This is a genomic window from Cloacibacterium caeni, assembly GCF_907163125.1.
Classification (GTDB): Bacteria; Bacteroidota; Bacteroidia; order Flavobacteriales; family Weeksellaceae; genus Cloacibacterium; species Cloacibacterium caeni_B.
On the sequence record NZ_OU015319.1, the window covers coordinates 1,339,341 to 1,352,337 of the forward strand.

The window sequence follows — 12,997 nt, forward strand, 5'->3', positions numbered from 1 at the left end:
TACTTTTATGTTTTGAGTTTTGAGATCCGAGTTTCGAGTTCAAAATGATGACTTTTTACTTGGCTCTTGACTCTTTTATCTTGACTCTTTTATCTTGGCTCTTTCAACTTGGCTCTTATTAGTGATGAGCTTCTTCGTGGTGGTGTTCTTCATTTGCCATACCGAAGTAAACCGCAGAAAGCATGGTGAAGATATACGCTTGTAAAAATGCTACTAATATCTCTAATAAATACAATACAAATGTTAAGAATGGGAATGCAACGCCTGCAATTACATTTTGGAAGTAATAAATCATTGCAATTAATGACATAATTACGATGTGACCTGCAGACATGTTCGCAAAGAGACGTATTAACAATGCAAACGGTTTAATGATCATCCCGATTAATTCGATAGGAATCATTACCAATTTCATCAAGAACGGTAAACCTGGCATCCAGAAGATGTGTTGCCAATAGTTTCTGTTTGCCGTAAACTGCGTAATGATGAAGGTAAAAATTGCTAAAGCAGCTGTAATGGCTAAATTCCCTGTTACATTAATCCCGAAAGGTAATAAACCAAATACGTTCAGGAATAAAATGAAGAAGAAAATAGTCAATAAGTAAGAAATATATTTGTGATATTTCGGTCCGATGTTTGGAATTGCAATCTCATCTCTGATGAAGATTACCAGTGGTTCGAATAATTTACCTGCACCTGTAGGAATTGGTGATTTCTTATAATTTCTAGCCATAGAACCGAAAATTACAATCATCAATAACGATGCGCATAAAATCATTAAAACACTTTTCGTGATAGATAAGTCTAAAACTTTTTCATTGGTAACGTGACCGTGGTCATCTAAAGTAATGGCACCAGAAGCATCTGTTTTTACAATTTTTTCGTGGTAAAGAGCGTAGTTTGCACCTTTGCTTTCTACTACGTTGTATTTTTTGCCATGAGCATCTTTCATTTCTTTACCGTGGTGAAATTCTGAACTCATGAATGCATGAAGACCGTTTGCTTCATCATAGAAAATAACAGGAAGTGGAAAACCGATGTGGTGTTCTGTACCGTCTGCTTTCTTTTCCACCATAATATCAAAGCTGTGAGCATCTAACAAGTGATGGTCTATAAACTCCTTATTTTCTTTCTTTATTTGTTCTTTTTCTGCTTCTTCGGCACTTACCACTTTGGTTTCTGTAGCAGGTTTAGTTTCTGCCGCAGCTTCGTGATGTTGCGCTAAAGAAAGTGAAAATGTAGATAAAAAACCGATTAATAAAACTCCTCTTTTCAGCATTGATTTATGTTATTTTAAAAGTTTTGCAAAAATATGATAAAAAAACAAATTAACAAAGTATGAATTAGTTATTTTTTTGTTCTTTCAATAAACCGATTGCGAACAAAGTTTCTAACAGCAGAGAAACCAAGTAAGGCGGTATAAAATGATACTTGTGATACGGCACTTCGGATAAGTGTAATTTATTCATTACCAAGAACATAATACTCAACTTAAAGAGCATGAGTCCCATAAAAGTAAAACCGATATACTCGGGATAAATCTTTTTGACAATAGACATAATGGTGATGACCATCATAAATAAAATGGTTAAGAAAAGATAATAGCGAATAAATATCACTTGAAAGTCATTTACATAAAGTTGCCATATCGCAAAATGTAAAAAAAAGACCAGAATAAAAAGAACAATGTATAACCAAGAGGTAGACTGTTTCATGCGTGTTATTTGTTTATATTTTCTATTTGTTTTAAGGTACTGTACAAGGCTAATCCTAATCCTGCTAAACCGATGGCTACGGTTAATAAATCATTGGGCAATTCTAGATAATCATTAATTTTCTTCCCGCCCCAAAATCCTAAAGCAATGATGACCAACATCTGAAACACGATGGAAGAATAAATTCCGTACAATCGCATGGGATTTTTTTTGTACTCTTCCTGTTGTTCTTCAGGAGTTTTCGGAGTATTTTGGTCTTGTAGAGCCATTGTTTTTAATTTGGTGTAAAACTATATAAAACTGAGCGGAATGACAAAAAATATGACAAATGTCATGTTTATAGAATTAAAAAGACTGGCACTCGCCTTTTCATAATTTTAAAAGAAGATTTTAAGGAAGATTGGCTACCCTTTAGTTATACATTCCTTATACATTCCTTATACTTTCCTTTGACTTTCCTTTGACTTTCCTTTGGGGTGAGCTGAAAATGGTGAAATTTTTTGGTGAATTATAAAAAATCAAGAGGACTTTTTATTTTCGATTTAGAAACATCTGTAACATGGGTATAGATTTGGGTAGTTTTAATAGAATTATGCCCCAAAAGTTCCTGCAAAAATCTAATATCCGCCCCACTTTCTATAAGATGAGTGGCGTAACTGTGTCTCAAACCGTGTATACCAATGGTTTTGTTGATTTTAGCATTTTTGAGTGCATTTTTAAAAACCATCTGTACACTTCTCACCGAATATGCACCACCGTATTGACCTTCGAAAAGATAATCTTTTGGCTTGTATTCTTTATAATAAGTTCTCAATAGAGGTAATATAGACTCCGGCAAATTGGTATACCTATCTTTTTTTCCTTTTGCACCAGCAATTAAAACCAGCATATCCTCAGAATTAATATGCTCTATTTTAAGATTTACAATTTCGGAAACCCTTAAACCCATTCCATAAGAAAGCTGGAGCATGAGGAGATGTTTAGGATTAGATGTTTGCTTGAAAATCTTTTTAATTTCTGATTTTGTGAGCATTTTAGGAAGCAGTTTTGGTGTTTTAGGACGTGGAATATCAAAAAACATTTTTTCCCTGTGCAACACTTTTTCGAAATAAAACTTTATTGCATTAATTCTGCTATTGAGATGATTTTCTTTAATATTTTCTTTTTTAATACAGTATAGAAAATAATCTTTCAATCTCTCTTGTGTGAGTTCATTTACAGAGTAATGCTTAATTGTTCTAAGCAAATGCGCAAATTCTGTAGTGTAGGTTCTAATGGTATTCTTACTATATGCTTTTAGTTTTAATTGATTTCTAAACCGCAAAAAAGCTTCTTGGTTATTAGGTGCTATACTTGCTATAAGTTCATCTCCTATTTCGCTAGGATTAATTTGTAAAGCAGTACGTATAGATGGTAAATCTGGCAAATACCATGCTTTATGAGTACTGCTCCACTTTACAGACGAGAAACGCTCTCTAAGTTCCTTAATCAAGGTATAATCTTTGGGAAAAGTAATCCAAATGACTTTTTTAGAATAGTGTTCTCCTATACTGAATTTGTATAAATTAAAATCCATTTATTTATCTTTAGAGGGTTCGCATTTTGTGTAGATTAAAAAAATAGAGTGCAATAAATTCTATAAATCTCTATACGAAATACGAAACCAAATATATACAAAAAACACTGAATATATAGCATGTAGGCAAAATTTATCAAAAAATTTGCACTTTCGCAAAACTTTCGTATATTTGAGTGTTGTGGCGAAATCCGCTCCGCTCCTTTCGCCACAACGTTCGCGCGGATTACATCCGCTTCTTGTGCCGCCGCTTCGCGGACTTCGCACAACAAGCGGATTTGTAAAATTCTCAAATCTCGAACAAGTTCGGATTTGGAACTTCACAAATCCGCGCGAACGTTGTGCGTCAGCTTAAAGACACCCCCTCGCAGAAAATACTACCTTGACAAGATAGAATTGATTTATGAAGGGTGGAACTTTTCAGGGACAACTTTCAGCATTTCAATAAAACAATCTTTCCATTGACTTGGAGATAGATTCACGATTTTTAAGTTCAAATTAATTCCAAGTTTTTCGGAAATTTCATTAACCTGACTTTTTCTGAATATTAATTTTAAAGCCGTTCTGACAGGTAAATTAGGTTTTTGTAACAGAAAAGATAGAAATTTTAAATATTTGACTTTCTGATTAAAATCAATATGTAAAGGTTTTCGTTCAATTTTAAGAAAAGCAGACTTAACAGTTGGAGGAGGTATAAAACTATTAGGATTTATTTCGTAAACTATCTTCAAACTATAAAATGTATGATATAGGATAGTGTAAGGATTAAAGATTTTGTCTACAAATAACTTTTTAGCAGGTTCTAATTGCAGGAAAATTGAACCGCCCTGAAAACTTTCCATATTTTCAAACATCAATATTTTTAAGATTTCTGATGTTATACCAAATGGTATGTTAGAAACAACCTTAAACGAAAAATTAGGAATTTTATAATTTCTGAAATCACATCCAAAAACTTGAATGTTTTGAGTTTGTTTAAATTTGTGTTTTAGATGCGTTATTAACTCAAAATCATTCTCAATCGCAATGACAAATTTAGCCTTTTGTAGTAGTTGTACAGTTAGAAATCCTTTTCCTGCACCAATATCTAAGACCGTATCGTTTTGATTAATTCTTGATTGTTTTATTGCATCTTCAATTAGCACTTTGTCAATTGTAAAGTGCTGACCTGTAAATCTTACAGGCAATTTATTTTTATTCATATCGTTTTGATTAATTCTTGATTGTTTTATTGCATCTTCAATTAGCACTTTGTCAATTGTAAAGTGCTGACCTGTAAATCTTACAGGCAATTTATTTTTATTCATTATGACTTCTTACAGGTGAATACTTGAATTCAAATCGTAGCGATGTGAAAGACAGTATTACCTGACAGAGCAACTATGACAAAGAAATGCCTTCATTAAAAATGACGACACACTAAAGCATAGACTGTTTGTCTTGCCAAAAAGATTATGGGAAATTTATTTGGGACTGTCTATCACTTAGATAGTCGTCCAAGGTCTGCTGTAATACATAATGAAAAAAATCTAAATAATTGAATGCAAAATTAGTAACTTTGCTTCAATTTACAATAAGAAAATGAAATAAATAAAAGCCGAACGCACAACACGCGGTATAGTTAATTGCCGGTGCAGTGCGTATTCGAGCGGCACAGCCCGTATCAAAAGTAGTTGTAACTTGACAGGAAAGTGCTTCGAAATCGGCAACTAACCATACCGCCATCCGTTGTGGCGAAATCCGCTCCGCTCCTTTCGCCACAACGTTCGCGCGGATTACATCCGCTTCTTGTGCCGCCGCTTCGCGGACTTCGCACAACAAGCGGATTTGTAAAATTCTCAAATCTCGAACAAGTTCGGATTTGGAACTTCACAAATCCGCGCGAACGTTAGCGGTAATTTTAAAACTGAACGCAAAATGACATAAATTATGAAAAATTTATTTCTATTATTAATTACATTTTTCACTGTTGAGAATTTAATAGCACAAACAGTTATTGTAAATCCTGATGGAACTCATTCAATTGTAATTGACAACGGTTCGACAAAAACCATAGTAAATCCAAATGGAACTCACTCGACTGTAATTGACAACGGTTCGACAAAAACTATTGTAAATCCGAATGGAACTCACTCGACTGTAATTGACAACGGTTCGACAAAAACTATTGTAAATCCGAATGGAACTCATTCGACTGTAATTGACAACGGTTCGACAAAAACCATAGTAAATCCAAATGGAACTCACTCGACTGTAATTGACAACGGTTCGACAAAAACTATTGTAAATCCGAATGGAACTCATTCGACTGTAATTGACAACGGTTCGACAAAAACCATAGTAAATCCAAATGAAACTCACTCAACTGTAATTGAAAACGGTTCGACAAAAACTATTGTAAATCCAAATGAAAATAAACAAGAAATAAATAAAAGTATTTCTTCAGACAAAATTATAATATATGAATCAAAAAATAAAAGAATGAAGAAAAACAACCGCTAACAAGGTATTGCCAAAAGCGGGGCTGAACAGCTTCGATTGGACATTTGTACAAGGTTCAACATTTGTTCTTCGATTTAACTTTTGTGCTAAAAATCCCCGCCTTCAGCAATACCAAAACCGTTGTGGCGAAATCCGCTCCGCTCCTTTCGCCACAACGTTCGCGCGGATTACATCCGCTTCTTGTGCCGCCGCTTCGCGGACTTCGCACAACAAGCGGATTTGTAAAATTCTCAAATCTCGAACAAGTTCGGATTTGGAACTTCACAAATCCGCGCGAACGTTAGCGGTCAGGCTAAAACACGACACTTATGAAACTGAAAGACATTTATAAAGAAATAAATACAAATGTTTTTATCGTTACTGAACAGGACGATGATAACGAACTTAATTGGACAATTGAATCGACAGACTTTGAACTTATACCCGAAGAAGAAAACTATTATTTCGTAAAGGCTTTTGAAATTTCCGAAAACGAAAAAACAGACTGCTACATCGGAATTATGACACCAGAACGAATTGCAGAAATTGTAATTAAACAAGGCTCAAATGGACAAACAAAAGTTGAAAGTATTTACGAACAAGTAAAGTCTATAATTCCATCTATTGCATCTGAGTGTTTTGGCGACTACGAACTATATTATTCAAAGGAAAATTCACAAATCGGCATTGACATTTTAAAAAGTGGACTTACAATAGCGACAAACAAAAATGTAGTTGCCGAAGACCTTGGATACATATTGCGTGACGAAGGACGAATTGAAGAAGCTATTGAAGCCTTTAAAATAAGTGAAGAAAATGGACCATCTTCTGAATATACTTTTTGGGAATTAGCGGGACTTTATGAAGAACTTGGACAAACAGACAAACAAACGGAATATAGACAAAAATATAAAGACAACGGTGGAATTGACCAATGAAACAAAAGCCCGAACCGCTAACAAGTTATTGCCAAAAGCGGGGCTGAACGGCTTCGATTGGACATTTGTGCAAGGTTCAATTTTTGTTCTTCGATTGAACTTTTGTGCTAAAAATCCCCGCCTTCGGCAATACCCGAACCGTTGTATGAAACCATTGCGCAACAAAGTCAACATTACGTATAAAAATAGATGTTAAAATGAATTAAAAAAATGAAGAGCATAAAAAAAAACATAAGATGGAAAATATAATACACTCATTTTGGTCTTTACCTAGTAATAAAGACAAAACAACTGAACACGACAGAAATAATGGAGGTTTTCTTTCAGAAAAGCATCACGCTATGAGTTGGGCATTAAGTTGTTTAAGTTGGAAAAAACATTACGGTAGAATTTTACTTTTTACTGATATAAAAGGCAAGGAGTGGCTAATAGATAAATTACAACTCCCTTATGATGAAGTTAATGTTTGTTTAGACAATATAAATGATGTCAATCCAATCTACTATGCATATCCAAAATTATATGTTTATTCTCTTCAAGAGCTCCCATTCCTTCATGTTGATGGAGATACCTATATTTTTAATAAATTACCAATAAATTATAAAAATTCAGACTTGATTTGTCAAAGTTTTGAATATAATTATTCATTTTACGGTAAAGTTCTAAATCAAGTTTGTAATAATCTAAAAGGTTTACCTAATGAAATTTATGAATATAATTCAGCTAATTTCAAAGCCATAAATGCTGGAGTTATTGGAGGAAAAAACATCTCTTTTTTTAAGGAATTATTTTTATTTGTAAATCATATTTTTGAAAATAATGAAATTAAATCTGAAACAATAGATTTAGAAAGATACAATGTTCTTATGGAACAATTCTATTTTTATATGCTTGCTAATAAAAAAAATTTAAAAATAAATAGATTAATAAACACTTATATTAGTGAAAATTTTAAAGAATTAACACAATTTCATTTAACTCCTTATTATAATTCATACATACATTTAATTAGTTTTTCTAAACGACAATATTTGCATTATTTACAATTAGAGTGTAGATTAAAAAAAGAGTTTCCAGAAACATTTAGGCATATAAATTCCTTATATAAGGATTTTAATCCACAAAACACTTTCATTACTAAAGATAATTTAAATCATTTTAAATTAACAGCTTTATTAATAGATGATAAAGAAAATAAAAATATTGAAGAGAATAAAAGCAAAATTGAAAAGTTCCTTGATGAAACTTTAAAGGATAAATCAAGTTTTTCACTATTCATATATGATCTTTATCAAATTGAATATTTTTTATATAGAATTAGTACTCAATATTCAAAAAAAATTAATGAAAAAGAAGTTTATAACAATATATCCATATTATACGATAATATGAATATTAATGAATTAAAGTTTAAGATCAATGAAAATAAAGGGGAATTAATTTTTTTAAATTTTGATTATTCAAATTTTGATTTAATAAATGATTTAGAAAAAATAGTAACTGATTATAAAAATCTAAAACAAACAAAACCCTCACCTTATTTTATTTTTGTTGAAGATGATTGGTCAGATATGTATATTGAATGTAAACAACTTGTTGGTTGGAATTTATTATATTATTATCTCGATGGAGAATCAAAAAATATTAGTGATTTTATAAACATCATATCTAAATCCAATTTTTTAGATTATGAGGGAGATAATTTAGAATACGATTTAACAGATTTTTTATTGTCAAACGCAGTTTACCACTCTTATTTAAAAATTGAAATATGATTAAAAAGTTAATCTTAATAACAGTAATGTTACTTATAAGTAATATTAGTTATGCGCAATCAGATAGTATTAAAATTGATAGTATAATAAAAACAATTGAACTTAAGGGGGTTACAGTAACTGCAAAGAAAAAGCTTTTTGAAAGAAAAATTGACAGATTAGTTTTTAACGTGGAAAATAATATTTCAGCTACTGGTTTAGACGCTTATGAGTTATTAAAAATAACACCAAATTTAAGAGTGAATAATGATGTAATAACTATACCTGGAAAAAATAAACTTGCTATAATGATTAATGATAGATTAGTACAATTATCTAATGAAGAATTAATTAATTATTTAAAAACTATTTCTAGTAATGACATTAAAAAAATTGAGGTAATCACAACACCCCCTTCAAAATATGATGCTGAGGGTAATAGTGGTTTGATAAATATTGTGCTAAAAAAAATCACTACTGATAATTGGAAAGCTACATTACGCTCTTCTTTTGGTGCAGCTACATATACATCTTATAATAATGGCGTAAATTTTAGTTTTAAAAAAAATAAAATACTATTACAATCTGACATCAATTATAATAATGGTTCTTGGCTCAAAACAAAAACTAACACGTATAATTATATTGACAGAAAATGGATTGATAATTCTGAAACTAAAGAAAATTATAATACTATTAGCAGTAGATTAAATTTTGAATATAATATATCAAAAAAAATAACAACAGGTATTCAATATTTTTTAAACAAAAGTGACTTAAATGTAATTGATGATAATGTTTCTTCTATCAATTATGACAATATTAATAATCAGAATTTCAACATTATAACTGAAGGAGAAACAAAACCTAAAAACATTTCTCATTCAATAAATTTATATTCCGTCTATCAAATAGATAGTTTAGGAAAAAAATTATCTTTTGATGTAGATTACTTTAACTTCAATAATGAGATAAGAAGAAATTTTACCACAAATCAAATACTTCAGAACTCAAACTCTCTTTATTCAGCTATAAATAATGGGAGTCAAAAAGTAAATAATTTTTCAATAAAAACAGATGCAGAAATACCTTTAAAGTTTGTAAATCTATCATTTGGAGGTAAAATATCATATATAAAAACCACAAATGATGTAAAATTATATAACACAACTACTGGAATTCCTGTTTTTGACCCTAATCAAAGTGATGAATTTGAATACAATGAAAATATTCAAGCATTATATTTTTCTATAAATAAAAAAATAAATAAATGGGAAACGCAACTTGGCATTAGATATGAAAACACTAAAACAGAAGGGAACTCTATCTCTTTAAATCAAATAAATTCTAATAACTACTCAAAGTTTTTTCCAACAGCATATATTTCTTATGTTCCAAATGATGATTATACATTTAGTTTAAACTATTCAAAAAGATTAAGTCGTCCTCCTTATGGAAGACTAAATCCTTTTAAATGGTATAATAGCGAATTGTCATATAGGCAAGGCAATCCATTTTTACAACCATCATTTACAGATAATGTAGAATTTAACTTTAATTATAAAAATAATTGGAACTCTACATTATATTACTCATCTACCAAAGACGGCTATGAATATATAACTATATTAAATAATAACACCAATTTTCAAGAAACTAAACCATTTAATTATTACAATACCAATTCAATAGGTTTTTCACAGAGTTTTAATATTAATGTTTTTAAAAAACTTTCAATTTATAATTCACTAAGTATATATTACAGTGATTCAAAATCTTCTTTACAAATTACCAATCAGAGATTATTTGGATGGGGTGGCGATTTTTCAATAAACTGCGATTATTTTATTAATAATTCCAAAACTATCATCTTTAATACTAGATTTTCAAATATTTTTAAAGGAGTATGGGATTTAGACCGAAATAATTCATATAATCAACTAGATGCATCATTAAAATTTTTATTTTTTGATAAAAATTTACAAATAACATTAGCAGGAACAGACTTGTTTCACAGTTATCAACAAGAATTTATTAGTTATACTAACGATATACAAATAAACTATAAAAGTTACCTTGACAAAAGAGCCTTTAGAATTTCGTTAATATACAATTTTGGAAATAACAAAATCTCTAGTAGAAACAAATCAACGGGTAATGAAGATGAGAAAAACAGAGCAAGATAATAAATTAGCTCAATTAACTTTGTTTTTAGGTTCTATTTCGATAAGTGTTTTTCGCAATTGGTTAATGCTATATGTAGGAACACATTTGAGTATAACAATTATTTCAGATTTTCTTAAAAAAATGATTATGTCGCCTATAAAATTTTTTGACACAAAATTAATAGGAGATTTTCAACAAAGAATACAAGATAATCATAGGATTGAAGATTTTTTAACTTCTCAATCAATGATTACTTTCTTTTCAATAATTACATTTTCTGTTTTTTTTTGTGTATTGTGGTATTACAACTTTGTAATATTATTAGTATATTTAGTACTAACTGTTATTTCAATTTCATGGTCATTTTATTGGTTAAAAAGAAGAAAAATATTAGATTATTTCCGATTCCAATATCAAAGCGAAAATCAAGAATCTATTTATGAAATTTTAAATGGGGTTACTGAAATGAAGCTTAGTCAATTTGAAAATTTTAAAATCAAAGAATGGGAAATAATACAACAAAAATTATTTAAACTTAATATAAGAACACTAAAAATAGATCAAATACAACTTTCAGGTTTTGAATTTTTAAACCAGTTAAAAAATATTTTAGTAACATTTATTGCAGCAACATTTGTAGTAAAAGATGAAATGACTCTTGGAATGTTATTGTCCGTTTCCTACATTATAGGTCAAATGAACTCCCCAGTAAACCAATTAATAGGCTTTTTTCGTTCATTACAAGATGCAAAATTAAGTTTAGAAAGGTTAAATGAAGTTCAAAACCATCCAACTGAAGAGCAAAACTCACATCAAAAAACATTTTTAATTACTGATAATAGTAACCAAAATTCAGAAATACAATTTAAAAACGTATCATTTCAATACGAAGGTCCAAAATCTCCGTATGTACTGAAAGATATTAATTTCACAATCCCGATGTCGCGGATTTGTAATCCGTGACTATACTAAAAAATAATAGATGATTGATCATTAAAAAAACAGCCACTTTTTTGTTGCTGTTTTTTTAATATTTTTACTCAAAACTAATAATGTCAACCAAATACAATGCCACTGAAATTTCACAGGCATATTTCATTACTATTACCACAGTAGGTTGGGTAGATGTATTCACAAGATTGCCACAAAAACATTTAATCATAGATGCACTCAAGTATTGTCAAAAAAATAAAGGACTTGTTGTATTTGCATATTGCCTTATGCACAGTCATTTGCATTTATTTTGCAGAGCAGATGGAGATTTAACATTATCAGAAATTATGCGAGATTTCAAAAAATATACTTCTAAAAAAATAATTCAAACCATACAAGACGAACCTGAAAGCAGAAGAGAATGGCTGTTAGAGTATTTTAGCAAAGCTTGCGAACATTTATCACGACCACAGCAATACAAAGTTTGGCAAGATGGCTATCATGCAGAAGAAATTTTCTCTAACCATTGGATAAAGGAAAAAATAAAGTACATACATGAAAATCCTGTAAAAGAAAAGATTGTAACGGAAGCAGAAAATTATTATTTTAGCTCTGCAAGAAATTATGCTGATTTAGATAGTGCTTTAGATGTAGAAGTCGTTTTCATGGGTTGGGATAATCACAAAATATAGTGAGAGTAACAAATTGCAAAACATCTAGTAAAATAATAGTCGTCACGGATTACAAATCCGCATTGAGCATAGATAATTATAAAATAGTAATAGTCACGGATTACAAATCCGCGACATCGAGTTGATTAGATTCTGCTTCAGTAAAAAGCCAGAAACGATTTTAAAAGCTGCTGAAAATTTGAGGAATTTGGTTTGAAAGACATGAGAGATTTTTGAGATTAAGGTTTTTTAAAACGCAAAGGTTTTTATTATTGAATTGCTTTTTAAGTGAGCTAAGTTGGCGAAATTCATTCGCTATGAAACGAGGTGGAAATTGTATATATTCTATCACAAAGTTCACGGAGATGTGGTGAAATGATAGCGTTTTTGAGTGCTCTGAGGAACATCGGAGATGTTCTGGAAAGGTCACGAATTTTCGGTTGGCAGGTGTAGAAAAACTTTTTCCTTGATGAAGAGATTCTTCATTACTCTACGCTTCGTTCAGAATGACATAGTTCTGTTTTTTACTCACGATTAGGAATCTGTTTCAGGAGGAGAATTATTTTTGAAACGCAAAGGTTTTATTCTTTAATTGCTTTTTTAAGCGAACAAAGCGGGAATTCGCTAGCGAATTGATGAAGCGTGTGTTTTAAAATGTTGTTTCCGAACGGATTTATTTGTGTTGTGGCTTCGGCTACGCTCAGCCACCGTGTATGAAAATTATTTTTATGCTCTTTTGTTTTATTTTTTAAACGCAAAGGTT

General features: G+C 30.4%; 11 protein-coding genes and 1 pseudogene. 6 read left to right on the forward strand and 6 right to left on the reverse strand.

The features are described 5' to 3' along the window. Positions 1 to 118 precede the first annotated feature (118 nt). The 6 genes from atpB to KKQ79_RS06175 all read right to left on the reverse strand — a co-directional run bounded on the left by atpB (position 119) and on the right by KKQ79_RS06175 (position 5,133). Positions 119 to 1,279 (reverse strand): F0F1 ATP synthase subunit A, encoded by a 1,161-nt coding sequence (gene atpB / locus KKQ79_RS06150; RefSeq protein WP_213189385.1) that lies wholly within the window; start codon positions 1,277 to 1,279, stop codon positions 119 to 121. A gap of 64 nt (positions 1,280 to 1,343) precedes the next feature. Next, positions 1,344 to 1,715 carry a hypothetical protein gene (locus KKQ79_RS06155; protein ID WP_213189386.1) on the reverse strand — a complete coding sequence of 124 codons (372 nt, stop codon included), beginning with the start codon at positions 1,713 to 1,715 and terminating at the stop codon, positions 1,344 to 1,346. Positions 1,716 to 1,720: 5 nt separating this feature from the next. Then, entirely contained in the window at positions 1,721 to 1,984 is a 264-nt protein-coding gene (locus KKQ79_RS06160) for an AtpZ/AtpI family protein (protein WP_213189387.1), read from the reverse strand. Between the two features lie 239 nt (positions 1,985 to 2,223). Next, positions 2,224 to 3,291: a tyrosine-type recombinase/integrase gene (locus tag KKQ79_RS06165; RefSeq protein ID WP_213189388.1), complete on the reverse strand. Its 1,068-nt coding sequence runs from the start codon at positions 3,289 to 3,291 to the stop codon at positions 2,224 to 2,226. 401 nt (positions 3,292 to 3,692) lie between these two features. Next, on the reverse strand, positions 3,693 to 4,493 hold the full coding sequence (erm, locus tag KKQ79_RS06170; RefSeq protein WP_075349414.1) for a 23S ribosomal RNA methyltransferase Erm: 801 nt from the start codon (positions 4,491 to 4,493) through the stop codon (positions 3,693 to 3,695). A gap of 361 nt (positions 4,494 to 4,854) precedes the next feature. Continuing rightward, on the reverse strand, positions 4,855 to 5,133 hold the full coding sequence (locus KKQ79_RS06175; RefSeq protein WP_213189389.1) for a hypothetical protein: 279 nt from the start codon (positions 5,131 to 5,133) through the stop codon (positions 4,855 to 4,857). A gap of 87 nt (positions 5,134 to 5,220) precedes the next feature. Here KKQ79_RS06175 and KKQ79_RS06180 point away from each other — a divergent pair, with 87 nt between their 5' ends. From KKQ79_RS06180 to KKQ79_RS06205, 6 genes and pseudogenes are all read left to right on the forward strand, one after another. Continuing rightward, complete coding sequence (locus KKQ79_RS06180) at positions 5,221 to 5,793, forward strand: hypothetical protein (RefSeq protein WP_213189390.1); 573 nt, start codon at positions 5,221 to 5,223, stop codon at positions 5,791 to 5,793. A gap of 308 nt (positions 5,794 to 6,101) precedes the next feature. Beyond that, complete coding sequence (locus tag KKQ79_RS06185) at positions 6,102 to 6,710, forward strand: tetratricopeptide repeat protein (RefSeq protein WP_213189391.1); 609 nt, start codon at positions 6,102 to 6,104, stop codon at positions 6,708 to 6,710. Between the two features lie 236 nt (positions 6,711 to 6,946). Continuing rightward, entirely contained in the window at positions 6,947 to 8,485 is a 1,539-nt protein-coding gene (locus KKQ79_RS06190) for a DUF6734 family protein (RefSeq protein WP_213189392.1), read from the forward strand. Beyond that, the gene (locus KKQ79_RS06195; RefSeq protein WP_213189393.1) at positions 8,482 to 10,650 is read left to right on the forward strand and encodes an outer membrane beta-barrel family protein; all 2,169 of its coding nucleotides are present in this window, start codon (positions 8,482 to 8,484) and stop codon (positions 10,648 to 10,650) included. The genes KKQ79_RS06190 and KKQ79_RS06195 overlap by 4 nt, the downstream gene beginning before the upstream one ends. 4 nt (positions 10,651 to 10,654) lie before the next feature. Further along, positions 10,655 to 11,581 (forward strand): annotated as a pseudogene (locus KKQ79_RS06200) (ABC transporter transmembrane domain-containing protein); the annotation flags it as partial. 101 nt (positions 11,582 to 11,682) lie between these two features. Continuing rightward, positions 11,683 to 12,255, forward strand: a complete 573-nt coding sequence (locus KKQ79_RS06205) for an REP-associated tyrosine transposase (protein WP_213189395.1) — start codon at positions 11,683 to 11,685, stop codon at positions 12,253 to 12,255. Positions 12,256 to 12,997: the final 742 nt, after the last annotated feature.

Excerpts from the sequence above, each read along its gene's own strand:
- erm (WP_075349414.1), bottom strand. The coding sequence starts at position 4,493 with ATGAATAAAAATAAATTGCCTGTAAGATTTACAGGTCAGCACTTTACA.
- atpB (WP_213189385.1), bottom strand. The coding sequence starts at position 1,279 with ATGCTGAAAAGAGGAGTTTTATTAATCGGTTTTTTATCTACATTTTCA.
- KKQ79_RS06205 (WP_213189395.1), top strand. The coding sequence starts at position 11,683 with ATGTCAACCAAATACAATGCCACTGAAATTTCACAGGCATATTTCATT.
- KKQ79_RS06185 (WP_213189391.1), top strand. The coding sequence starts at position 6,102 with ATGAAACTGAAAGACATTTATAAAGAAATAAATACAAATGTTTTTATC.
- KKQ79_RS06190 (WP_213189392.1), top strand. The coding sequence starts at position 6,947 with ATGGAAAATATAATACACTCATTTTGGTCTTTACCTAGTAATAAAGAC.
- KKQ79_RS06195 (WP_213189393.1), top strand. The coding sequence starts at position 8,482 with ATGATTAAAAAGTTAATCTTAATAACAGTAATGTTACTTATAAGTAAT.
- KKQ79_RS06160 (WP_213189387.1), bottom strand. The coding sequence starts at position 1,984 with ATGGCTCTACAAGACCAAAATACTCCGAAAACTCCTGAAGAACAACAG.
- KKQ79_RS06180 (WP_213189390.1), top strand. The coding sequence starts at position 5,221 with ATGAAAAATTTATTTCTATTATTAATTACATTTTTCACTGTTGAGAAT.
- KKQ79_RS06155 (WP_213189386.1), bottom strand. The coding sequence starts at position 1,715 with ATGAAACAGTCTACCTCTTGGTTATACATTGTTCTTTTTATTCTGGTC.
- KKQ79_RS06165 (WP_213189388.1), bottom strand. The coding sequence starts at position 3,291 with ATGGATTTTAATTTATACAAATTCAGTATAGGAGAACACTATTCTAAA.